We start from the raw sequence: 23206 nt of genomic DNA, 5'->3' as shown, positions 1-23206 counted from the left end.
TCAGGCCCGCGGCAGGACAATCTGGCGGCGTTCCTTGCTGGGGCGGTACAGCACGGCGGTGTGGCCGATGCGCTGGACCAGCGCCGCGCCGGTCTGCTCGGCCAGTTCGGCGATCATCGCGTCGCGGGCCTCGCGGTCCTCGCCTGCCACCTTCACCTTGATCAGCTCGTGGTGTTCCAGCACGCCGTCCAGTTCGGCGATGAACGCCGGGGTGACTCCCTTGCCGCCAATCTGCAGCAGCGCTTTCAGGTCATGGGCCTGGCCACGCAGGAAACGGGTCTGGGCGGAGGTCAGAACGACGGGCATGCACAAATCAGGGTGGGAAAGGGTGTTCAGGGTATCATGGCGGCCTTTCCCGCCGCCGTTCCGCCCGCTGTCGCAAGGCCGGCGGAGATTGACGCCCTCATGGCCACACGCAGCAAAAGCAGCCAACGCTGGCTCCGCGAGCACTTTTCCGACCCCTACGTGAAGAAGGCGCAGGCCGAGGGCATGCGCTCGCGCGCCGCCTACAAGCTGGAAGAACTGCTGGAACGCGATCGCCTGCTCAAGCCGGGCATGGTGGTGGTCGACCTGGGCGCCGCCCCGGGCGGCTGGTCCCAGTTCGTCCGCCAGGCCATGGGCGACAGCGGCCGAGTGGTGGCGATGGACATCCTGGACATGCCGCCGCTGGCCGGCGTCGAATTCCTTCATGGAGACTTCAGGGAACAGGCCGTGTTATCCCAGCTGGAGTCCATGCTGGACGGGCAGCCGGTGGACCTTGTGCTGTCCGATATGGCCCCCAATAAGAGTGGTGTGGATGCGGTGGACCAGCCGCGGGCGATGTATCTGGCCGAACTGGCGATGGAATTCGCCGATGGCCACCTCAAGCCCGGAGGTGCGTTCCTGATCAAGTTGTTCCAGGGCACCGGTTTCGACGACTACGTCAAGGAACTGAGGCGCCGGTACGACAAGGTGGTCATCCGCAAGCCGGACGCCTCGCGCAAGCGGTCGCCGGAGGTCTATGCGCTGGGGCAGGGCAAACGTGCCCGGATGAAGTAAGGTGGCTTAACGTGGATATCGTGAAAGAGGAACGGCGGGGCCGATGAGGATGAACGACTTGACCAAGAATCTGCTGCTGTGGGTAGTCGTCGCCGTCGTCTTGATGGTGGTGTTCCAGAGCTTTTCGCCGAAGATGGGCGCGGGTGCCGGTGGTGGCGAAGTCACCTACTCCGAGTTCCTGCGCGAGGTCGACAACGGCCGCGTGTCCTCGGTGCGCTTCACCAAGGACGGCAACCTGACCACCAATGCCATCGAGTACAAGCGCGCCGACGGCCAGACCGGTACGGTCTACGGCCCGGCCGACGATGAACTGGTCAACCAGTTGGTCCGCAAGAACGTCACCATCACCCGCGACGCGCCGGAATCGGGCATCAGCCTGGGCGTGATCCTGCTGAACTTCCTGCCGGTCCTGCTGATCATCGGCTTCTGGATTTTCATGATGCGGCAGATGCAGGGCGGCGGCGGCGCCAAGGGCGCCATGAGCTTCGGCAAGTCGCGCGCCAAGCTGCAGGGCGAGGACCAGGTGAAGATCACCTTCGCCGACGTCGCCGGCTGCGACGAGGCCAAGGAGGAAGTCGGCGAGCTGGTCGAGTTCCTGCGTGATCCGGGCAAGTTCCAGAAGCTGGGCGGCAAGATTCCGCGCGGCGTGCTGATGGTCGGCCCGCCCGGCACCGGCAAGACCCTGCTGGCCAAGGCCATCGCCGGCGAAGCCCGCGTGCCGTTCTTCAGCATTTCCGGTTCCGACTTCGTCGAAATGTTCGTCGGCGTCGGCGCCAGCCGCGTGCGCGACATGTTCGAGCAGGCCAAGAAGCACGCGCCGTGCATCATCTTCATCGACGAAATCGACGCGGTCGGCCGCCATCGCGGTGCCGGCCTCGGCGGCGGTCATGACGAGCGCGAGCAGACCTTGAACCAGTTGCTGGTCGAGATGGACGGCTTCGAGGGAGGCGAGGGCGTGATCGTCATCGCCGCCACCAACCGTCCGGACGTGCTGGACCCGGCGCTGCTGCGCCCGGGCCGCTTCGACCGTCAGGTGGTGGTCGGCCTGCCCGACGTGAAGGGCCGCGAGCAGATCCTGCGCGTGCACATGCGCAAGCTGCCGCTGGCCGACGACGTCGAGCCGATGGTGATCGCCCGCGGTACCCCCGGCTTCAGCGGCGCCGACCTGGCCAACCTGGCCAACGAGGCCGCGCTGTTCGCCGCCCGCGAGAACGCCAAGGAAGTGCGCATGGATCACTTCGACCGCGCGCGCGACAAGATCCTGATGGGCACCGAGCGCCGCTCGCTGGCCATGAGCGAGGACGAGAAGACCCTCACCGCCTACCACGAGGCCGGCCACGCCATCGTCGGCCGGCTGGTGCCGGAGCACGACCCGGTCTACAAGGTCACCATCATCCCGCGCGGCCGCGCGCTGGGCGTGACCATGTACCTGCCGGAAGGCGACAAGTACAGCCTCAACCGCGTCGCCATCGAGTCGCAGCTGTGTTCGCTGTACGGTGGCCGCGTGGCCGAGGAGCTGATCTTCGGTGCCGACAAGGTCACCACCGGTGCCTCCAACGACATCGAGCGCGCCACCAAGATGGCCCGCAACATGGTCACCAAGTGGGGCCTGAGCGACGAGATGGGTCCGATCGCCTACGGCGAGGAAGAGGACGAAGTCTTCCTGGGCCGCTCGGTCACCCAGCACAAGAACGTCTCCAACGAGACCGCGCGCCGGATTGACGAAGTGGTCCGGGCCATCCTGGATCGCGCCTACCTGCGCACCAAGGGCATCCTGACCGAAAACCTCGACAAGCTGCATTCGATGTCCCAGTTGCTGCTGCAATACGAGACCATCGATGCGCCGCAGATCGACGCCATCATGGAAGGCCGCGATCCGCCGCCGCCGGCCGGCTGGGGCAAGTCGGGCAAGGACGGCGACAAGCCGGAATCGCGCCCGCTGCCGCCGCTGGGCGGTCCGGCCGCCCAGACCTGAGTCGGGCGCGCATCCGGAAGGTCACGAAAGACGGCTTCGGCCGTCTTTTGTTTTGCGTGGATAATGGGCCGCATCGGGCGGCCGAACGTGCGCAGGAGTCCTTCATGAAGAACTTCAAGACCAACCCCGGCGTGGCCATCGCGCTGGGCATCGCCATCGGCGCCGCCGTCGGTGTGGCCACCGGCAACCTGGCCCTGTGGCTGGCGCTGGGCGTGGCGATTGGCGGCGGGCTGTCCGCCGCGGCCGCTTCCCGCAAACCCAAGGATCCCGATTGATGTTCGACACCACCCCGCAACTCGACTGTGCCGGTCGCATCCTCAAGCTCGATCGCCCGCGGGTGATGGGCATCGTCAACGTCACCCCGGATTCGTTCTCCGACGGTGGCGCACACGACACCCTGGAGGCGGCGGTCGCCCACGGTCTGAAGCTGGCGGAGGAGGGTGCGGACATCCTCGACATCGGCGGTGAGTCGACCCGTCCCGGCGCCGCGGATGTTTCCGTGGAAGAAGAACTGCGTCGGGTGGTGCCGGTGATCGAGCGGCTGGCGAAGGAAACCACGCTGCCGATCAGCATCGACACCTTCAAGCCGGAAGTGATGCGTGCGGCGGTGCAGGCCGGCGCCGGCATGATCAACGACATCTACGGCCTGCGCCGCGAAGGCGCGCTTGAAGCCGCCGCCGCCCTCGGCGTGCCGGTGGTGCTGATGCACATGCAGGGCGAGCCGCGCACCATGCAGGAAGCGCCGGACTACGACGACGTGGTCGGCGACGTCCATCGCTTCCTGGCCGAGCGCATCTTCGCCGCGGAGATGGCCGGCATCGCCAAGAAGAACCTGATCGTCGATCCCGGTTTCGGCTTCGGCAAGAACACCCGGCACAACCTTGCATTGCTGGCGCAGCTGGAGCGCTTCGTTGAACTCGGCGTGCCGGTGCTGGCGGGGCTGTCGCGCAAGCGCTCGCTGGGAGAACTCACCGGGCGTGATGTCGCCAGCGAGCGCGTCGCCGCATCGGTCGCCGCGCACCTGATTGCCGCCCAGCGTGGCGCGGCGATCGTGCGCGTGCATGATGTGGCCGCCACGGTGGATGCGCTGAAGGTGTGGAATGCGGTGGCCGCGGTGCCGCAGCCGCGCGCCAAAGCCGCGGCGCCGACGATTCGCTGGCCGGATGAGGATTGAGGGGCCTGGCAAATCGCCTCAGTCCCCAAGAGTGCGTAGCCCCCTTTGAAAAAGGGGGCGGGCATCTGCGAAGCAGGTGACGGGGGATTTGCTCTTGGCGCCAAAAGCAAATCCCCCTCAATCCCCCTTTTTCAAAGGGGGAGGCAAAAGCCCCCTCCTTCAATCCCCAATTCCCAATCCCCAACCACCCCCATGCCCGCCGACACCCGTCCCCTCGCCATTGCCCTGATGGGCCCGACCGCCTCGGGCAAGACGGCGTTGGCGATGGAGTGGGCCGGGCGCTGCAATGGCGAAATCGTCAGCATCGATTCGGCGCTGGTGTATCGCGGGCTGGATATCGGCGCGGCCAAGCCGGATGCGGCGATGCAGGCGCGGGTGCGGCACCACCTGATCGACGTGCGGGATCCGTGGCAGACCTATTCGGCCGCCGAATTCGCCGCCGACGCGCGCGCCGCGCTGGCCGACATCGCCGCGCGCGGCGGGCTGCCGATTCTGGCCGGTGGCACCGGACTGTATTTTCGTGCGCTGCTGGAAGGGCTGGCGCCGATGCCGGAAGCCGACCCGGACACCCGCGCCACGCTGGCCGCCGAAGCCGCCGAACGTGGCTGGCCAGCCCTGCATGCCGAGCTGGCCCGGGTCGATCCCGAGGCGGCCGCGCGCATCCACGCCACCGATCCCCAACGCATCCAGCGTGCGCTGGAGGTCTACCGGCTCAGCGGCAAGCCGATCAGCCAATGGCAGCGCGAACCCGGGCCGCCGCGCCTGCCGTTCCGCGTGCTCAAGCTGGTGCTGGCGCCGGCCGAGCGTGCCGTGCTGCATGCGCGCATCGAACAGCGGTTCGACGCCATGCTTGCCGAGGGCTTCCTGGACGAGGTTCGTCGGCTGCGCGCGCTGCCGCGAATGCAGGCCGTGGCCGCGCCACTGGACCTGCCGGCGGTGCGCGCGGTGGGCTACCGCCAGGCCTGGGAACACCTGGACGGCGCCGTCTCCGCCACCGAATTCCGCGACCGCGCCATCTACGCCACCCGCCAGCTCGCCAAGCGCCAATTGACCTGGCTGCGGGGCGAACTGGACGCCCGCTGGTTCGACCCCGGGCGCGACCAGGCCGCCCTGGAGCGGGCCCGACAGCAATTTCTGGGCGCCCCGTAGCTGGTCAAACCGCCCCGGTTGTGTAACATCGGGGGCCGGGCCGCCAGGGGATACAAGCGCGCGGACCCGGAAACACCACAATTATTCCTATAAGCAACACTTCGGGAGTTCGCCACAATGTCCAAGGGGCAATCCTTGCAGGATCCTTTCCTGAACGCTCTGCGCCGCGAGCGGGTGCCGGTTTCGGTCTACCTGGTCAACGGCATCAAGCTGCAGGGCACCATCGAATCGTTCGACCAGTTCGTGGTCCTGCTGCGCAACACGGTCAGCCAGATGGTCTACAAGCACGCCATTTCCACGGTGGTGCCGGCGCGCAACGTGCGCGTGGGACCGGGTGGCGGCTACGTGCAGTCCAATGAGGGCGGCGCGGCGGGCGAAGAAGAAGAAGACAGCGAGTAAACACCCGGGGAACCGGTGGAGATTCCAGGGTGAAATCGGGGGCGACCGCCCCCATGTGATGGGATCCGGGCGCCTGGCGCGACCGGATCCTCCCTGAAATCGAGTCCAAACCGCTTTCCATGTTCGAACGTTCCCGCAAAGGCGAACACGCCCTCCTGATCCAGCCCCACGCCGGCGGCCCGCCGGATGATGGCGCCGCCGAGGAATTCACCGATCTGGCCCGCTCCGCCGGCGCCAGCATCGCGGCGTTGCTCACCGCCCGCATCGATCGGCCCAATCCGTCCACCCTGATCGGCAGCGGCAAGCTGGAAGAGGTCAAGGCCGCGGCCGAAGCCACCGGCGCGGATCTGGTACTGGTCAACTATCCGCTTTCGCCCGGCCAGGAGCGCAACCTGGAGAAATTCCTGGAACGCCGCGTGCTGGATCGCACCGGCCTGATCCTGGACATCTTCGCCCAGCGCGCCCGCAGCCACGAAGGCAAGCTGCAGGTGGAACTGGCCCAGCTCAAGCACATGGCCACCCGGCTGGTGCGCGGCTGGACCCACCTGGAGCGCCAGCGCGGTGGTTCCATCGGCCTGCGCGGCCCGGGTGAAACCCAGCTGGAAACCGACCGCCGCCTGCTGCAGAAGCGGGTGGAGCAGTTGCAGAAGCGGCTGGAAAAAGTCGAAGTGCAGCGCACCCAGATGCGCCGCGCCCGCGTGCGCAGCGAACTGCCGCGCGTGGCCCTGGTCGGCTACACCAACGCCGGCAAATCCACCCTGTTCAATACGCTGACCGGCGCGGAGGCCTACGCCGCCGACCAGCTGTTCGCCACCCTGGATCCCACCGTGCGCCGCATCGAACTGCCTGGCGGCGGCGTGGTGCTGGCCGACACCGTCGGCTTCGTCCGCGATCTGCCACACGAACTGGTCGCCGCGTTCCGCTCCACCCTGTCCGAGGCGCGCGAAGCGGATCTGCTGCTGCACGTCATCGACGCCGCGGATCCGCTGCGCGAGGAACGCATCACCCAGGTCGATGAAGTGTTGCAGGCGATTGGTGCCGGCGACATTCCGCAGTTGCTGGTGTTCAACAAGATCGATCGCATCGAAGGCGCCGAACCGCGCCACGACCAGCCCAACGAAGGCCACGAGCGCGTGTGGATTTCCGCGCGCGACGGCGCAGGGCTGGATGTGCTGAAGGAAGCGCTGGCACAGAAACTCGGGCTGGAACGGATCATCGGCACCGTGCACCTGGGCGAGCGCTCGGCGCGATTGCGTTCCCGCCTGCACGCGCTCGGCGCGGTGCGCGGCGAACGCCACGACGAAACCGGCTGGCATCTGGACCTGGACATGGCCCTGGCCGACGCGCGCCGGCTGGCCGCCGAAGCGGGCGGCCACGCCCTGGAAACCCTGCTCCCCGAACCCGTCGAAGACACCTTCTGATCACCCACCCTGTGCGTTGTGGGAGCGACGTGAGTCGCGACCGCAATCCCGCCGACGTGACGAAACCTCCAGTGGTCTTCCAGCTTCCCGGTCGCGACTGACGTCGCTCCCACAAAAAGCCCCGCCGCCCGCGTAGGAGCGACGTCAGTCGCGACCGGAAACCCGCCCACCCCGCAAAACATCCCCGCATCCCGCCAGCCACCCGGCAAAAAACCGCCCGCCCATGCCCTTCAGCCCTTGTCCGGCGGCCGGGCGGCCCTATCTTGTAGAATCGGAAACGCGTCGGTTTCGGCCCACGCATCATTGACGACGGAGTGGGCATGGCCTGGAACACCCCTGGAAGCGGCGGCTCTGGCAGCGGCGGCGGAAACGGCAACAACGACAACCGACGGGGCTGGAATCCCCGCGGCGGCAACAGTGGCGGCGGACTGGGCGATCTGCTGGATCGCCTGCGCGGTTCCTTCGACGGCAACGGCCCGCTGCGCTGGATCGGCGTGGCGCTGCTGCTGCTGGTCCTGTTCTCCAGCTTCCAGCTGATCGGCGAACAGCAGCGCGGCGTGGTCCTGCGCTTCGGCCAGTTCTCCCGCGTCATGCAGCCGGGACCCAACTTCAAGTGGCCGTGGCCAATTGAAAGCGTCACCAAGGTCAACGCCACCGAGATCAAGAACTTCAGCAACACCATGCCGGTGCTGACCCGCGACGAGAACATCGTCACCGTGTCGGTCAACGTGCAGTACCGCATCGCCGATCCACGCCTGTACCTGTACGGCTCGCGCAACGCCGACGACGTGTTGCAGCAGGCCGCGCAGAGCGCCGTGCGCGAACAGGTGGGCCGCTCGGATCTGGACACCGTGCTCGGCGAGCGCGGCCCGCTGGGCAGCCAGGCCAAGGAACGCCTGCAGGCCTCGCTGGATACCTACCGGACCGGCCTGGTCGTGACCGAACTCAACCTGCCCGACGCGCGTCCGCCGGAAGAAGTGAAGCCGGCCTTCGACGAGGTCAACTCGGCCCAGCAGATCAAGGATCGCCTGGTCAACGAAGCGCGCGCCTACGCCGCCCGCATCGTGCCCGAGGCACGCGGTACCGCGGCGCGTACCCGCACCGTGGCCGAAGGCTACAAGGCCGCCACTGTTGCCCGCGCCCAGGGTGACGCCGACCGCTTCAGCCTGCTCCAGGAGCAGTACAAGAACGCGCCGGACGTGACCCGCAAGCGCCTGTGGCTGGATACCGTCCAGCAGGTGCTGCAACAGAACAACCGCAAGGTCATCGGCGGCGACAGCCGCCAGCTGATCTACCTGCCGATGCCCGCGCAGACGGGTGCCGCACCGGCATCGTCTAGCGCCCCGGCGCCGGAAGTGGTGATGCCCGCCGTGGAAAGCAGCGCGACAACCCCGCTGCGCAGTGCCGAGCGTCCCGCGCGATCGGCCGGACGTGAGGAGAGTGGACGATGAGACTTCCCGCAATCGTGGCGCTGCTGGTCGCCATCGTGCTGGGCCTGATGGGCTCGGTGTACGTGGTCCGCGAGGACCAGACCGGCCTGGTCCTCAACCTGGGCCGCGTGGCCCGCGCCGACATCCCGCCCGGCCTGCACTTCAAGTGGCCGCTGGTGGAAACCGCGCGCGTGTTCGACCGCCGCTTCCAGGTGCTGGAAACCCAGCCCGAGCGCTACCTGACCTCCGAGCGCAAGGACGTCAGCATCGACTTCTTCGCCGTGGGCCACATCTCCGACGTGCGCGCGTTCTACCGTGCCACCGGCGGCGACGAAAAGCTGGTCAATGATCGCCTGGCGCCGATCATCACCGACTCGCTGCGCAACGAAATCAACGCCCGCACCCTGACCCAGCTGGTCTCCGGCGATCGCAACCAGATCGTCACCGCCCAGCTCAAGGCCATCAACGAGGGCGCCGCCACCCTGGGCATGCGCATCACCGACCTGCGCCTGAAGCAGATCGACCTGCCCACCGACAGCCAGGTCATCACCGACGTCTACGAGCGCATGCGCGCCCAGCGCAAGCAGGTCGCCAGCCAGTTGCGCGCCGAAGGCGAAGAGCAGGCCCGCACCATCAGCGCCCAGGCCGACCGCGACCAGGCCGTGCTGGTGGCCGAAGCCGAACGCGACGCCCAGCGCCTGCGCGGCGAAGGCGACGCCGAAGCCGCCCGCATCTACGCCGCCGCCGCCAACAAGGACCCCTCGTTCTTTGCCTTCCAGCGCAGCCTGGAGTCGTACAAGAAGTCCTTCGCCGACGGCAACAGCGTCATCGTCCTGGACAAGGACGATCCGTTTTTGCAGTACTTGAAGAGCGACCGCTAAACGCGGTCGCTCGGGATTGGGGAGTGGGGATTCGGGATTCGCAACAGCGAATCCTGATCGCCGAGTGGCTGAGGGCGGGTGATGTCCCGCACTGAAGAGAAGCCCCGATACCTGAAGCTATCCGCCAGCAACGCTTCTACTAATCCCCAATCCCGAATCCCCAATCCCGGCTCCTACCCAATCCCGGCCCCAATGCCCGATCTCTGGTCCGCCCTCTGCCTGGTCGCCGTCCTGGAAGGCCTGTTCCTGCTGGTCTCGCCGGGGCTGTGGAAGCGTCTGGCCCTGCAACTGCTCAACCTGCCCGACGCCCAGATCCGCCAGGCCGGCGGCCTGGTCCTGATCATCGGCCTGACCCTGCTTTGGTGGCTGCGCCACTGAGGGTCTCAGCCTCCCTGTGCCTCTCATGTGGGAGCGACGTGAGTCGCGATTCGCGATGCCCGGTCGCTCAACTGGCTCCGGAAGCCAGGTCGCCCATCGCGACTCACGTCGCTCCCACAAGAAACGGGGCCCTTGGCCGGATTGCCCCCCATTCAGCCAATCGGGGTAGCCCCCTTCACCCAAAACCCGGATAATGCACAAAAGCCGGACGGGCGCTCGCCAGAGCCAACCCCGCCGGCTTTTTCCGTGTCTGGGCACAGCGTAGTGGACCCCTCCCCGATGGAGACGGCCCGCATCGGTAACGCCGCGCCCGGTCCGGCCCATCCCGGCGGCCCCGATGGTCGCCAACAAGCGAAGGAGTTACCCGTCATGGGTCAGTCAGTCGTCGTTCTCGGCGCCCAGTGGGGCGATGAAGGCAAAGGCAAAATCGTCGACCTGCTCACCGAGGAAATCGGTGCGGTCGTCCGTTTCCAGGGCGGCCACAACGCCGGCCATACCCTGGTCATCAACGGCAAGAAGACCGTCCTCCACCTGATTCCCTCCGGCATCCTGCGGCCCGACGCCCTGTGCCTGATCGGCAACGGCGTGGTCATCAGCCCGGCCGCCCTCCGCAAGGAAATCGAGGAACTGGAAACCAGCGGCGTGGACGTGCGCTCGCGCCTCAAGATTTCCCCGGCCGCCCCGCTGATCATGCCGTACCACATCGCCCTGGATCAGGCCCGCGAGAAGGCCGCCGGCGGCAAGGCCATCGGCACCACCGGCCGCGGCATTGGCCCCGCCTACGAAGACAAAGTGGCCCGCCGCGGCATCCGCATCGCCGACCTGCATTACCCCGACCAACTGGCCGAAAAGCTGCGCGCCGCGCTGGACTACCACAACTTCGTCCTCACCAAGTATCTGGGCGTGGACGCGGTGGACTTCCAGCAGGTCTATGACGAAGCGCTGGCCTTCGGCGAATACGTCCAGCCCATGAAGTCCGACGTGGCCGGCATCCTGCACGACCTGCGCAAGCAGGGTAAGCGCGTGCTGTTCGAAGGCGCCCAGGGCGCCCTGCTGGACATCGACCACGGCACCTATCCCTACGTCACCAGCTCCAACACCACCGTCGGCGGCGCGCTGGCCGGCAGCGGCGTGGGCGCGGACGCCATCGACTACGTGCTGGGCATCGCCAAGGCGTATGCCACCCGCGTCGGCGGCGGCCCGTTCCCGACCGAACTGGACGACGAAGTGGGGCAGGGCATCCGCGACCGCGGCCAGGAATACGGCGCCTCCACCGGCCGTCCCCGCCGCTGCGGCTGGATCGACATCGTCGCGCTGAAGCGTGCGGTGGCCATCAACGGCATCACCGGCCTGTGCATCACCAAGCTGGACGTGCTGGACGGCATGGAAAAGCTGAAGATGTGCATCGCCTACCGTTACCGCGGCAAGGAAACCGAGTACGCCCCGCTGGACGCCCAGGGCTGGGAAGAATGCGAGCCTGTCTACCTGGAGTTCCCCGGCTGGTCCGAAACCACCCACGGCATCACCGAATGGGACAAGCTGCCCCCGGCCGCCCGTGCCTACCTGCGCGCCCTGGAAGAACTGTCCGGCTGCCCGCTGGCCATCGTCTCCACCGGCCCGGACCGCGACCATACGATGACGTTGCAGGATCCGTTTGCTTGAGAAAGCAACTGATCGGGTGATAGCAAATGAGGCCCCGCATTGCGGGGCTTCGTTTTTCAAAACACGTGGTTTGCTGAAGCCGAGCGCGCTGGTACTGCGGTTGCTCAGGTTGCCTGCTGCCCTCTAGCTTTTTTTCCTGATGCTGAAATTACGGATTTTCTTCTCTATGTAGTTGCTCCGGCACCGATAAATCGGTGGGGTTGAAAAGTTCTCTCCACTGTTTCAGGGCCTTGAGGTGATGTGAGAGGTCACTACGCTCGCTAGGGGCATTATTGGCCCCTAAACTAATAATGGTGTTAGAAAACATAGTGGATTTGGGATGATTAGGGCACGAGCGCCATATCTCCTGAACATGATAGGAAATCATCTTGCTCACCGCCGCTGGAGCAGTTTGCTGAAGAATATGGATGTTCTCTTGAAGGGCGTTTAGGGTGGACGTTCCAAAAGAAATAGCTTCTTGCTTGCTGGGTATGGTGCCCTTATGTATTACATCGTTCCTGAAGCTAATGAGATTGTTTGAAAGAAGTGCGGGTGGAGATCCAAAATACGAAGCCCAGAGCATAATGAATGCCCCTAGTTGGCGTTCAGATTGTCTAGCCACATGCTTCCAGCAAGACTTGAATGCATCATCCGATTTTTGTGAATTAAACAATAGTGCCCGCACTGAAAATTCATAAAATCTCTCTAGACTGGATGAAAAAGAGGATATGGATTCTCTGTAGTATCCGTCTATTAGAGCATGGGCTCCTATTTCAAATAGAATTTCGAATTTTTGCTGCTGGAGAATTGTTGTGGTTGTATGCCCGTATGGACAAGTTGCTTCATACTTGCCGTCATCTCGAAATGAAATTCGAGAAATTATCCCATTGGGGCGGCCTCTTTCCTGTAGGCATGTCATGCAAGAAAGTATGATGTACATCTTCTAAATTCGTTCTTAGTAGGGGTATTTCAGTTTTACTTCTCTAGAGACAACGCTCCGCTTTTCGTGTAGTGGATCGTGAAAGTACCAGATGTTGAATTTTTTCTCTTCTTTGAAAGTGTCTGCATCTAGATTTCTCCATCCAAGGTGGGACGCTATTATTTTTCTTATCTTGTGTTTTACTGGGTTTGTTGCTTTCTTGTTCCATGTTTCCATGACGGCGCCAAGGAGAAGGTCGCAGACTTGAATTGTTGGGGTTTCTTTCGAATCCCTCGTTTGAACGTATCTAACTGGGTCTTGATGCGAAAATTTCTTGTTCAAGACATTGTTTGAGATGACCTCGATAGCCTCATCTGCTTTCTGGTAGCTGGATGGAATTGGGTCAACATAGACTCGGAATTCATGTTCTCGATCTCGATGGGGCTTCATCGATCTTTTTATCTTGTCTGTTATGAGCATTGTGTAGTGCTTTCTTCTTGCAAGATCCCAGCTGTTGTTATGAAATTCTTCCTTCCTCACAATTTGCTTGCGCACAACTAAGCAATGGAAGGCAAGCCATCTCCTCTTGAAAAAATCACTAATTAATTCCTCATAGAACGGAAGGTCTCGCTCTGAGTTCGCAGTTTTCCATTTGCACTCATCTCGGAATCTGTGGCGATCCCTGAGGTCTCTAAAATACTCATAGAAGTCGCCGCGACGTTGCCATCTCATCCAAAGGCTGCCGAAACCATAATGAGTTGAGCCATGGACGCCGGACTCGTCGCATGAAATGAGCCAGCTTCTAACGCCAGGATTCTCCATTTTCCCCTCGCAGATTACTTTGATTACTTCCGTGGTCCGGGGGATTTTCTAGCATTTTGCTAGCTCCCTGTGCCGGTGCAGGGAAATGTAGCTTGATATTGTGGGTCGCACAAATAAGGGTAATTGATTCTTATTTGTACTGCGTAGCGTTGGCGATTTTCCACGTCTCGGCTGACAATGCCTTGGAACGTGAACTTTCAATGTGCGTTGACACCACCCACCCCAGCCCCTAACCATTGCCCCCGGAGCCTCGAAACTCCTCACAAAGCGGTACCCACCTCCGAAACTTTGGTGGGTTTTTTATGCCCGAACTCACGTTCGGGCATAATTTCCCATCGCAGGCTTCCTGTGTCGGGAGGGCGGCTAATACAACACCCCACAAGGGGAATACGCCCGCCGTCTTTGTGCGGTTTCGAGCCTCCCGACATCCCGCCTGCGCATGCAGGCGGGCCTCTGCACTGCAAGGGAGCAATGCCATGGGCGACGATCGCCATCACTCTCACTCGAACCGCCATCCCCCGCGCGAAAAGAAGCGCACCGGCTACCTGCTGACCCAGGACGCCTACCACCTGCTGTACGGCCTGCGCGAACGCGTCCGCCTGACCACCACCCTGGCCCGCTCACGCAGCGAGCTGTCCAACCGCTACGAACCCACCCCGCCCGTGGGCGACTGGGCCTACATCCTGGAAAAGTGGACCGAGGAGCTGGACTTCGTGTTGAAGCACACGAGCTGGCAGCCGCGCTAGGTGGCATGAAGCGACCGGGCGGCGGTGCCGCTCGGTCCTTCGGTAATCCGAAATGGAGCTTTGCCGATCGCGAGCCTGGACCGATCCTGCTCTCAGCGTTTGGCCTTGCATTCACCAGGATCGGCCATGCATGCGGATACCCAGCCAGTGAACTGGCTGACGCGTGTGTAGACGCCTACCTTGTTGGGCTGGGCGCAACCTTCGCCCCAACTGACCACGCCGGCGAGGCGCGGTTGTGCACCTCCCGCATTGGCAGCCAGTGGACCGCCGCTGTCGCCTTGGCAACTGTCCTTGCCGCCGGCCGCTACGCCTGCACAAATCATCCTTTCAGTGACGGCGCCGTCATAGGCCAGGGCGCGGTTGCAGATCTTGCGTTGCACGAAGGGAATATCCACGTACTGCAACGCGGACGTGCCTTCGCCGTCCTGTTGCGTCCTTCCCCATCCGGAAACGGTCAACAGGGCACCCGGTTTGAGTGCCTGAGATTCATCTGCAGCACCCAGCAGGGGGAGGATCCGAATCCGCTCACCCAGCGAGAGCGGCTTTTCCAGTTCCAGCAGGGCAATGTCGTTGTCGTAGCTTTCGTCATCGTAGTCCTCATGGACCAGGACGCGGCTTACCGCGACGCGTTCGGAAGAGTCCTTCAGTTCGTGGGTGCCGGCGATGATGGCGATGTCCGCGGCGTCGGTATCGTTCACGCAGTGCGCGGCAGTGACGATCCAGCGCTCGGCATGCACGCTGCCGCCACAGAAGTGCGCTCGGTAGGCATCGGGCACGCGGGCCACCAGCAGCGCCACCTGCCAGGGAAACTGTCCGGCTTTGGCCGGCTTGCCGCCGACAATCTTCTTTTCCTTGCGGTTGAGATAGACATCGATGGCGTCCAGCACCGGCTTGGACGCGGTTTGTCCGCTCAACAGGCTTTCGCGTGAAGCCGGTTGCTGGGCGAAGGCGATGGAGGCGCTGGCGGCCAGCAGGAGCGAGGTGATGAGGCAACGACTGAGCATGTCCATGGCGATTCCTTGTCTGGGAGGTCAATAACCGAAGAAGCGCACCCGCACCCCGTCACCCAGTCCGCTCTGCGGCACCTCGGTGGTGGTGATCTGGACGCCGGGAACGCCCTGCTTCTTGAGGACGCGCAGGGTATGGGCGGCGCGCGCCTGCCGCTGAAGCTGGAGCTCCTTGCGATCGGATGGTTCGTAGGCAATGGAAACCCAACTGACCGACTTCCTTGCGGCCTTGAATTGCTGGAACTCCTGTTGAATGGCGGACTCGTCGATCAGTTCCGGCAGGTCGCCGGGCGCTGTCCGGGCAATGACCTCATCGAGCGGGTGCCCGATGCTCATCGGGGCCAGCGGCTTGTCCGGCGCAGGAATATAGAGCAGCTTGTCGTCGGGCTTGCGCACCTGCATCCACAGCGAATGCGTGCCGGAACTCTCGACGAAATCGACAAACTGCAGGTAGTCGCCTTTCGTCACCCGGCTTTCAATCCCGGAGGACGTATCCGGCCCGGCGTACGCGATCAGGTTGGTACTGGCGACCAGCGAGGCCTGGGATTGCAGATTGGATTTGAGGGTTTCCAGCAACGCGGGCGAAAGCGCGGGCGCCTTCGTGGAAGCAGCCACCAGGCCTACCGTATCCGGGTTCCAGGTCGGCCCGGCCTGCGTGATCTCGTCGATCACTCGATGCAGGCGCGCATAGGCCAGGCCGAAATCCGCACGGCTGATGCCGACCGGCGTGTTGATGCTCCAGCTCGCCTCCACGGCGGGCGGAAACACCAGGGTGTAGGCAGGTTCGTCCTTGTCATGCGTGCTCAGCCATTGCCGTGCCGCGTGGGCGTAGTGGCTGGTGGAAAAGCGCCGGCTGAAGTAGAGGACCTGTTCGCGGATGCCCGATTCCAGCGCACTCAGCCATGCTTCGCGTTCCCTCGCACTCACCCTGTCATCGGGCAGGAAATAGAAATCGCTGTCCGACCAGTCCAGCACGCCGGGCTGTTGCGTCGAACCAGTGGCAATGGTGACGCGGGCGCTGACATCGTTGAAGACGCTACCGAACTCGCCGGGCTGGCGGGGCAGATTGTTCAACAGCGCTTCGGTGAAAGTGCTGGGGCGCGTCGCCTCGCCCGAGCCCAGGGCCGCGGTTCCCAGACGCGAGCCGTAGGCCACCAGCGTATTGACACCGCTGTCGGCATGCTGGACGGGCATGTAGCCTTTTTCCACGCCATATTGATGCTGCCTGTCCTTGATGACGAAACCACCGATGGTCCGGCAGGCATCCACGATGAAGAGCAACAGGCCGGGTCGTTTCTTGGCCAGGTACGATTCCAGCGATTCCACCGCCACCGCATGGTCCGGAAGGTTCTGCTCGTCCAGTTGCAGCGGGGTATCGGTTCCGGCCAGGTAGTTGTTCTGCCCGTAGGAGAAACCATGGCCGGAGAAATAGACCACCACGATGTCGCCTTCCTCGATCTTGCGGCGGAAGTCGGGCAGCGTGGTTTCTTCAAAGGACACCGCCGAGGTCATCGTGGCGATGGGCGACACCTGGAACTGCAGATCCCTCAGCAGCGCCTCCATTCGCCTGGCATCCACCTCCGCGCTGGGAATGGAAGAAAGGTGCTGGTAGCCCGCATTGCCCACCACCAGGGCCAGGCGCCGCGGGGCCTGAGCGATCCTGAGCGCTTCCGTGTCGTCGGCCCAGGCATTGGCTGCGACCCCAAGGCCGCTTGCCAACACTGCCGCGATGCAGCGCCAGCGAAAGCAGTTTCCTCGCATGGCTCAGCTCACGGCGGGAGGCTGCGCATTGCCGGCGGGGCCCTGGGTTGCATCGGTACCGGCCGGGAACATCCCGCAGTCGACCGGTGACGACAGGGGTTCCATGCCGGTCCAGGATCCTCCGGCAGCGTCGGGGTCCCCCTTGGTCAGCGCGGACAGTTTGATCGTGGCGGCCATGGAGCGCTGCTGGCACAGCGCGGACATGGGCACGCCGTCGTCGCTCAGAATGATGGCGGACAGTTGCACCGCGTGATTCAGATAGACGCGGCCGCGCTTGCCCCAGAGAGTGTCCTTGGTCATTGCAACGCCCTCGGGCGTGTTGTCCTTCCAGCGGACCGTGCAGCCCTTGGCCTTCTGGTTGGCCAGATAGGGCGTCAATGCGGCGATAGGCGCCATGACCGAGGCGTCGGCTCCGACCAGGGCGGTGCGCATGCCGGTAATCGCCTTGACGACTTCTTCGGCGTAGGCGCGTGCCTGCACATCCGCCGGTTTCTTGGAGTCCTTGGTTTTCTGCTGGATCTTGTCGCGTGCGCGCGTCGCACTGTCCAGCCAATCGTCCAGTTGCTTGATATTTGCGTTGGCCTGGGCGAAGGAGGGATAGCGGGTGGACAGCAAGGCAGGGGCAGCCGTCGTTTTGTCAGCGAGATACCCGGTGCGGATGTTGGCTTCGGTCCAGTCGGCATCCCGCGTGGTGGCGAAGCTGCTGACCGCATAGTTGGACTGGAAGAGTTTCCAGACGCTGACCAGGGATTGGGCGATGCCGGTGATGATGCCCACCGAGGCTACCAGACCGCTCCGGCTCTTTGCGTTGTACTTCGAGGCGAGGTCATCCAGTTTGTCGATTTCCTGGCCCATTGCGTCCAGCTTCTGCTGTATCGACAGGGCCAGGACCTGCTTGGTGGCATGGTCGGCGTCGTCGGTCAGCAGGACATTGGTACACGCCTGCGCAGCGGCTTGTGCGCGAATTCGGCGGCCGAGATCCTGTCCCGTGGCGGCGGAAAGGGCGAGTACGCGCTGTTGGGCGAGTCCCTTGACGTTTTCCGGTCCGGTCACGTCGCCGGCCTTGCCTTCCGAGGGCGTGCCGTAGGTCAGCTTGTTGAGTTCGGCCTGCTTGGTCAGGCGATCGATCTGTGCCTGCAGGTCTGCGTTTTTGTCGGTGGGTTCCTGCGCATGGGCAAGCGGAAAGGTCCCCAGCCAGAACAAGAGGCAGGGAGCCAAGCAATGGACTTTCATTGAACACTCCTCCTTGGATGCGGTTCCTGTGCCAGCACGTCCGCGAGAGACCGCGCTGGTCGTGCATGTCGCAACGGTTCTTTCCCTGTGCAGCGTGATGATCGGCACCACTGCGACGGCAGCTGGCGCGGAAACGCGGCACCTTGCGGCGGCCGGTATTGGCACTGTTGCCACGAGCGGTCGGGTCAGGAAACTGCCGGTTTCCCCTGCGCGGCAGAATCGAGCGCACGCTATACCGGAATCGGCGGTGCCGACAAGAGGGGCTTGGCGCCCGAGCCGGAGCAGGCGACGGACGGCACCTGCATGGGGAGGCAAGCCGGGCTTTCCGGGCAGTCATTCCGGGCAATCCAACGCGGGTGTGGCCGTGTACGGTTCATCCATGCGTTGGCGCCGGTTGGAGCCAACGGAAAGGGACGTCGCATGCGCATCTGGAAAAGGTTCGGCGCGGTAGTGCTTGGGGTGTTGCTGCTGGCAGGGTGTCGGACGATTCCGGACCGGGAATGGTGGGGACTCAATGATCCGGCGCCGGTGCAGGACGGGTTGCAGAGCCAGATGATGGTGTTCGAGGCGGATGACCGCGGGCAGCTCTATCAGCCTGCGCAGATACAGAAGATGGCGCAGTGGATGGAAGCGACGCCAACTCGCCCGGTGGTGCTGTTCGTGCACGGTTGGCACCACAATGCCTGCCGGCAGCAGGCCGGCGAGCCTGCCTGCAAGGGGGGCGGGCCTTATGACAGCGATTACCAGAAGTTCACCGCGTTCCTGGCCCGGTTGGAGAACGTGGAGAAGGCGGGGGCGGTCAACGCCCTCTATTTCGGATGGCGGGGCGATTCGGTCGACACGTTCATCCCGTGGGAAGCCAGTGATTTCTTCACCATTTGCGGCCGCAAGCGTGCATCGGAGCGGGTGGGGCAGCAGGGATTGCGAGAGGTGGTGGCCTGGTTACGCGCGCAGAACCCCAAGCGCCAGGTCTTCGTGATAGGTCACAGCCTGGGAGGGTCGGCGGTCCTGTGGGCGGTGAAGGAGTGGATGCGGGAAGCACCCGATACGACGCTGGAATACATCATGCTCAACCCCGCGGCCAGGGCGGAGGAACTGGAAACCATCAAGGAACGCCTGGAGGATGACGCGCGTTCGCGACAGGCACTTTCCCTCGACCAGGTGAGCATGGCGACGGCCTTGCGTGCCGCGCCTGATGGGTCGCGACGCATCATCGTCCTGCAATCCACCGCGGATGTTCCGGTGCGCTATCTGTTTCCGTTTGCGTTCTGGAAGCGGGCGATAGGTTTCAACCGGGACGGGGTGAGTCATTCAGTACACGCCTGTAGCGGCGACGCGTGCAGGGTGACGGACCCGGACTGTCAGCTCAGTCTGGGAGGACGCATGATGATCGAGGCAATCGGCACCGGCGAGCAGTGTCAGGAACAGGCCAAGAAGGCGGTCTGGGTGATGCAAACCGGCAAGGATGTGTCGGCCGGCCACAACGATATTCTCAATGATGTGCAGGCTGCGGCGTTGGCCGATTGGCTCGCCCAGCGCATGGCGCAATTCCGGATGATGGAAGCCGGCAGGCGCTGAGCGCTATTTGTCCGTGGACTCCTCCACAGGACTCATCGCCCATGTGGAGCGGAGCTCGCTCCGCTGCGGTTCGCGGAAGGGCTGGGGCAGGGCGCCGAGCAAGCCCGGCGCCACCACGGATTACTGGCCGAACGGAGCGGCCTTGACCGGCTGGCCCTTGGGCGAGCAGACCGGCGGGTTGGTCATGCCCATCGACAGCAGGTTGCCGCCGTTGACGATGCAGTTGAATTCCTTGCCGTCCTTGGCCTTCAGGGCAACGTAGGTGTTGGTGCCTTCGGTGCGGCGGCTGACCAGGGTGAGGTCTTCCGGCATGTAGCCCAGCGCGCCACCGGTCTGGGACTTGATCTTGTCGTCGCTGAGGTTGTTGGTCTTCTGCGCAATCGAACTGCAGGCGGCGGCCTGCAACACCAGCAGCACCAGCGCCGGCTTCCACATCATCTTCCACATTTTCATGTTCATCTCCTGGGTCATCACCGCGGGCGCGGCGAGCGGTGCCATTAGCGGCGACAGGAGGCTATCCGGCGGCCGCGATGGCCGGGAGCGTGGTGGTGCGAACAGCACTGTACGAATGACGAACCGGAATTACGGCGTGATGGCGCGCACGTACGGTGAACCCGTGCCCGCGATGGTTGCGGCGGCGTGCGGAGGAGCGAAAGGCAGCGGAGCGAGCTCCGCTCTATGGGGTGGGTGGGTCTGGGTCCACCATCGCGGTGCCGGGCGGTGGGTGAGCCTTCTGGCTTCACCCGGAGTTGGCGCCCGGGGACGGCAATGGTGGGCCGAGGCCCACCGGGTGGTCAGGATGCCTTTTTGCGGGTACGCGCCGCCTTCTTCGCGGCAGCCGAGCGCTTGGCGGGACCCTTGGTGCGGGCGGCTTTCTTTGCCGCGGCGGAACGGTCGGCGGCGGTGCGCTTGCTGGCCGCCTTCTTGGCCTGTTTGGACAGGGCGGTGCGGCTGACGGCTTTCTTGGCGGTCGTTTTGCTGGTGGCCTTCAACGCCTTCTTGGCGCCGGCCGAGCGTTTGGCGGCAGGGCGTTTCGTAGCGGTTTTCCTGCCCTTGGCGATGTCCTTGCGGGCTTTTTTCTTGACCGCCGGAGAGGCGTTGTCGCCGGGTTCGACGTCGATGCCGGCGCGGCGGGCCTTGGACAGGCCGATGGCGATGGCCTGCTTGGTGTTCTGGACGCCGTGCTTGCCTTCGCGCACGTGTTCGATTTCCTCGCGAACGAATTCGCCCGCCTGGGTGCTGGCGGACTTGCCTTCGCGCTTGTCGCGTTCGACCGCGCGGCGGGTTTTTTCTTCCGGCATGGCGGCGTCCTCCTTTGGACAACGAGCCTGTGTTAGTCCCGTCGGCGTGAACAGGCGGCGAAGGACGGTTGGCGGGCGCGACTATCACGGCGATAACGCTTGCTTGACGGCGGCGTGACATGTGCGGGGCTAGCGTGAAGCCACCTGTTTCGAGGGAGTATCGTCATGCATACGCCACAGGAACTCGAAAAGAAATTCTGGAAGCTGCTGAAGTCCGACATGGTCATGATGATTGGCCTGGAGGGCGCCGAGGACGGCCACACCCGTCCGATGACCGCGCAGATGGAGGACGAAGAACACGGGCCCATCTGGTTCTTCACCACCACCGACAATCGCCTGGCCCAGCGCGTGGGCACGCCGCAGCGTGCCATCGCCACGTTCTGCGCGAAGGGCCATGACCTGTTCGCCAGTGTAAACGGGATGCTGGTGGAGCATACGGATCGCGAGGTGGTGGATCGGTTGTGGAATCCCTACCTGGCCGCCTGGTACGAAGGCGGGATGGAGGATCCACGATTGGCGCTGCTGCGCTTCGATGCCGAGCACGCGGAAATCTGGTTGAACGAGAACTCGATGCTGGCCGGGGTGAAGTTGATGCTGGGCATGGATCCGAAGAAGCATTACCGCGATCGCGTGGCTGAGGTGAATCTGCGGCATTGAGGGATTGGGTGAGGCCGTCATTGCGGATGCTGGACGGTTTGCCCCCATCCGCCCTTCGGGCACCTTCCCCCGCGCGCGGGGGAAGGGAACTTCTCGGTCGTCAGGACAAGGTCATTGGAACCGGCATGCAATACAAACACCTGCGTTTCGGACAAGGCTTTCGCACCGCGTTCGCGGTGCGTGAGGTGCAGGCGGCGGAGATGGTGATCGCGCCGGGCGAGGCCGAGGGTGGGCCCGACAACCGGCATCGCGGTGCGGACCAGTGGTTGTATGTGGTGTCCGGCACCGGCGTGGCCACCATTGAAGGTGAGCGGCAGACGCTGCGCGCGGGCAGCTTGCTGGTGATCGAACACGGCGAGCGCCACGAGATCCGCAATACCGGGCGGACCTTCCTGAAGACGCTCAACTTCTATTACCCACCGGCATACGACCAGGACGAGGAGACCCTGCCGGCGGGCGAGGGCTGATGAAGTCGCCCCATGTGGCTGAATACGGGGAGCCGGATATTCAGTTCCGGCTTCACCCGCCCGAACGGTGAATGACCACGGCGCGTGCGGCCTGTCCGATCCGTCGTGCCCGCCGCGTGAGGGAAACCAACGGCGCGGAGAGGGGGCTTTGCGGCGGTGCCCCCTCATGTCGGAAGTCGATTGCATGCTGTTGTCAGACACCCAGATCCATACCCATCTGTGCCGGCTGGAGGCCACCGATGCGCGCGCCATCGGTCAACTGGAAGCGTTGACCGTCTGGATGGCGGCGCTGGTACAGACCCATTCGGATGGCGAGCGCTTGCGCGCGGTCGCGCAGAAGTTGGCCGCGCGCGGTTCGCTGCGGGCCGTCGCCGGCTATCAGGAGGAAGCGGCGGCCTATGACGCCACGTTCTGCCAGCTGATGGCGCTGAGCGACGGGGCCCGCCCGTCGATTCCGGTCCCCGCCGCGCCGCCGCCACGCGTGTGACGCCGGACTGGGATAGAGTCGCCGCTCCCGTCCCGGGGCTTTCGTCCATGTCCAAGGTTTCGCTGGTCCCGATGAGTGAGCGCGCGTTCCGCACGTTCCTGCACACCGCGGTGGAAAATTACGCCGAGGAGAATGTCTCCGCCGGACGCTGGCCGGCAGACGGCGCGCGGGAGCGTTCGCAGGCGGCCTTTGCGCAGTTGCTGCCGCAGGGCATCGCCACGCCGGATCATTATCTGTTCGAGATCGTTGCCGGTGAGGGGGGTACGGTGGGATCGCTGTGGTATGGCGTGTATTCCGAAGGCGAGCAGCGGCAGGTGCATGTCTATGATGTGCTTGTGCATCCCGCGCATCGCCGCCGCGGTTACGCGGCAGACGCGTTCGCGGCGATGGAGGCGCAGGTGCGCGCGCAGGGCATCGATCGGATTGGCCTGCATGTGTTTGCGCACAACGCGGGCGCGCAGGCGCTGTATGCGAAGCTGGGGTATTTGACGGTAAGTCATAACCTCATCAAGCAGCTTTAGGGTTGCTCTTATCTTTTTTGGATAGTTTCCCTCGCTGGTTGGGAAGGGCGTGGGTATGGGAGCACAAAAGCAAATCCCCCTCGGTCCCCCTTCTTCGAAGGGGGAGGAAAGGCGGCGACCGTTGAACTGCACTAGAAAGCCCCCTTGATCAGCCATGCGGCTGTTGAAAGCGAAAAAAGGGGGCGGGCGCCCGCGAAGCGGGTGACGGGGGATTGACCAGC

General features: G+C 64.1%; 25 protein-coding genes. 17 read left to right on the top strand and 8 right to left on the bottom strand.

Annotated features, from left to right (window positions below):
* Positions 1-306 carry a ribosome assembly RNA-binding protein YhbY gene (gene yhbY / locus FHW78_RS04500; RefSeq protein ID WP_183638258.1) on the bottom strand — a complete coding sequence of 102 codons (306 nt, stop codon included), beginning with the start codon at positions 304-306 and terminating at the stop codon, positions 1-3.
* A gap of 99 nt (positions 307-405) precedes the next feature.
* Between yhbY and rlmE the strand changes: the two genes are divergently transcribed.
* From rlmE to FHW78_RS04445, 11 genes are all read left to right on the top strand, one after another.
* The gene (gene rlmE, locus FHW78_RS04495) at positions 406-1038 is read left to right on the top strand and encodes a 23S rRNA (uridine(2552)-2'-O)-methyltransferase RlmE (protein ID WP_183638255.1); all 633 of its coding nucleotides are present in this window, start codon (positions 406-408) and stop codon (positions 1036-1038) included.
* Between the two features lie 49 nt (positions 1039-1087).
* Complete coding sequence (gene ftsH / locus FHW78_RS04490) at positions 1088-3013, top strand: ATP-dependent zinc metalloprotease FtsH (protein WP_183641128.1); 1926 nt, start codon at positions 1088-1090, stop codon at positions 3011-3013.
* Positions 3014-3117: 104 nt separating this feature from the next.
* A complete protein-coding gene (locus tag FHW78_RS04485) occupies positions 3118-3288 on the top strand; it encodes a hypothetical protein (RefSeq protein WP_181444283.1) in 171 nt (56 codons plus the stop codon).
* Positions 3288-4187 carry a dihydropteroate synthase gene (folP, locus tag FHW78_RS04480; RefSeq protein ID WP_183638252.1) on the top strand — a complete coding sequence of 300 codons (900 nt, stop codon included), beginning with the start codon at positions 3288-3290 and terminating at the stop codon, positions 4185-4187. The genes FHW78_RS04485 and folP overlap by 1 nt, the downstream gene beginning before the upstream one ends.
* Before the next feature lie 192 nt (positions 4188-4379).
* Positions 4380-5336, top strand: a complete 957-nt coding sequence (gene miaA, locus FHW78_RS04475; RefSeq protein ID WP_183638248.1) for a tRNA (adenosine(37)-N6)-dimethylallyltransferase MiaA — start codon at positions 4380-4382, stop codon at positions 5334-5336.
* 117 nt (positions 5337-5453) lie between these two features.
* Entirely contained in the window at positions 5454-5735 is a 282-nt protein-coding gene (hfq, locus tag FHW78_RS04470) for an RNA chaperone Hfq (RefSeq protein WP_183638245.1), read from the top strand.
* 119 nt (positions 5736-5854) lie between these two features.
* Entirely contained in the window at positions 5855-7156 is a 1302-nt protein-coding gene (hflX, locus tag FHW78_RS04465) for a ribosome rescue GTPase HflX (protein WP_141456079.1), read from the top strand.
* Between the two features lie 320 nt (positions 7157-7476).
* Positions 7477-8607 (top strand): FtsH protease activity modulator HflK, encoded by a 1131-nt coding sequence (hflK, locus tag FHW78_RS04460; protein ID WP_183638227.1) that lies wholly within the window; start codon positions 7477-7479, stop codon positions 8605-8607.
* On the top strand, positions 8604-9467 hold the full coding sequence (locus FHW78_RS04455) for a protease modulator HflC (protein WP_183638223.1): 864 nt from the start codon (positions 8604-8606) through the stop codon (positions 9465-9467). The genes hflK and FHW78_RS04455 overlap by 4 nt, the downstream gene beginning before the upstream one ends.
* 192 nt (positions 9468-9659) lie before the next feature.
* Positions 9660-9845, top strand: coding sequence for a DUF2065 family protein (locus FHW78_RS04450; RefSeq protein ID WP_183638220.1), 186 nt, complete (start codon positions 9660-9662; stop codon positions 9843-9845).
* Between the two features lie 369 nt (positions 9846-10214).
* Entirely contained in the window at positions 10215-11507 is a 1293-nt protein-coding gene (locus FHW78_RS04445; protein WP_141456083.1) for an adenylosuccinate synthase, read from the top strand.
* A 148-nt stretch (positions 11508-11655) separates the two neighbouring features.
* Here the strand turns inward: FHW78_RS04445 and FHW78_RS04440 are convergent, their stop codons facing one another.
* Positions 11656-12426 carry a hypothetical protein gene (locus FHW78_RS04440; protein WP_183638217.1) on the bottom strand — a complete coding sequence of 257 codons (771 nt, stop codon included), beginning with the start codon at positions 12424-12426 and terminating at the stop codon, positions 11656-11658.
* 15 nt (positions 12427-12441) lie between these two features.
* On the bottom strand, positions 12442-13227 hold the full coding sequence (locus tag FHW78_RS04435; protein ID WP_183638214.1) for a DUF3800 domain-containing protein: 786 nt from the start codon (positions 13225-13227) through the stop codon (positions 12442-12444).
* A gap of 476 nt (positions 13228-13703) precedes the next feature.
* Here FHW78_RS04435 and FHW78_RS04430 point away from each other — a divergent pair, with 476 nt between their 5' ends.
* Positions 13704-13973 carry a hypothetical protein gene (locus tag FHW78_RS04430; protein ID WP_183638211.1) on the top strand — a complete coding sequence of 90 codons (270 nt, stop codon included), beginning with the start codon at positions 13704-13706 and terminating at the stop codon, positions 13971-13973.
* 92 nt (positions 13974-14065) lie between these two features.
* Here the strand turns inward: FHW78_RS04430 and FHW78_RS04425 are convergent, their stop codons facing one another.
* The 3 genes from FHW78_RS04425 to FHW78_RS04415 are packed head-to-tail and all read right to left on the bottom strand — an operon-like array spanning position 14066 to position 17974.
* Complete coding sequence (locus FHW78_RS04425; protein ID WP_183638208.1) at positions 14066-14983, bottom strand: serine protease; 918 nt, start codon at positions 14981-14983, stop codon at positions 14066-14068.
* A 21-nt stretch (positions 14984-15004) separates the two neighbouring features.
* Positions 15005-16741 (bottom strand): caspase family protein, encoded by a 1737-nt coding sequence (locus tag FHW78_RS04420; protein WP_183638206.1) that lies wholly within the window; start codon positions 16739-16741, stop codon positions 15005-15007.
* 3 nt (positions 16742-16744) lie between these two features.
* Positions 16745-17974, bottom strand: a complete 1230-nt coding sequence (locus FHW78_RS04415; RefSeq protein WP_183638203.1) for a hypothetical protein — start codon at positions 17972-17974, stop codon at positions 16745-16747.
* A 420-nt stretch (positions 17975-18394) separates the two neighbouring features.
* Between FHW78_RS04415 and FHW78_RS04410 the strand changes: the two genes are divergently transcribed.
* On the top strand, positions 18395-19552 hold the full coding sequence (locus FHW78_RS04410) for a hypothetical protein (protein ID WP_183638200.1): 1158 nt from the start codon (positions 18395-18397) through the stop codon (positions 19550-19552).
* Between the two features lie 120 nt (positions 19553-19672).
* On the opposite strand, the gene FHW78_RS04405 is transcribed toward FHW78_RS04410, so the two are convergent.
* A complete protein-coding gene (locus FHW78_RS04405) occupies positions 19673-20005 on the bottom strand; it encodes a hypothetical protein (RefSeq protein WP_183638197.1) in 333 nt (110 codons plus the stop codon).
* Between the two features lie 341 nt (positions 20006-20346).
* The gene (locus FHW78_RS04400) at positions 20347-20853 is read right to left on the bottom strand and encodes a DUF6496 domain-containing protein (RefSeq protein WP_183638195.1); all 507 of its coding nucleotides are present in this window, start codon (positions 20851-20853) and stop codon (positions 20347-20349) included.
* A 165-nt stretch (positions 20854-21018) separates the two neighbouring features.
* Between FHW78_RS04400 and FHW78_RS04395 the strand changes: the two genes are divergently transcribed.
* The 4 genes from FHW78_RS04395 (at position 21019) to FHW78_RS04380 (ending at position 22985) form a co-directional block, all read left to right on the top strand.
* The gene (locus FHW78_RS04395) at positions 21019-21510 is read left to right on the top strand and encodes a pyridoxamine 5'-phosphate oxidase family protein (protein WP_183638193.1); all 492 of its coding nucleotides are present in this window, start codon (positions 21019-21021) and stop codon (positions 21508-21510) included.
* 125 nt (positions 21511-21635) lie between these two features.
* The gene (locus FHW78_RS04390) at positions 21636-21977 is read left to right on the top strand and encodes a cupin domain-containing protein (protein ID WP_141456105.1); all 342 of its coding nucleotides are present in this window, start codon (positions 21636-21638) and stop codon (positions 21975-21977) included.
* A 184-nt stretch (positions 21978-22161) separates the two neighbouring features.
* Entirely contained in the window at positions 22162-22464 is a 303-nt protein-coding gene (locus FHW78_RS04385) for a hypothetical protein (RefSeq protein WP_183638191.1), read from the top strand.
* Positions 22465-22511: 47 nt separating this feature from the next.
* The gene (locus FHW78_RS04380; protein ID WP_218533507.1) at positions 22512-22985 is read left to right on the top strand and encodes a GNAT family N-acetyltransferase; all 474 of its coding nucleotides are present in this window, start codon (positions 22512-22514) and stop codon (positions 22983-22985) included.
* Positions 22986-23206 lie beyond the last annotated feature (221 nt).

Source organism: Pseudoxanthomonas sp. OG2 (genome assembly GCF_014192765.1).
Lineage (GTDB): Bacteria > Pseudomonadota > Gammaproteobacteria > Xanthomonadales > Xanthomonadaceae > Pseudoxanthomonas_A > Pseudoxanthomonas_A beigongshangi.
This window is presented reverse-complemented; position numbering and strand designations above follow the sequence as displayed.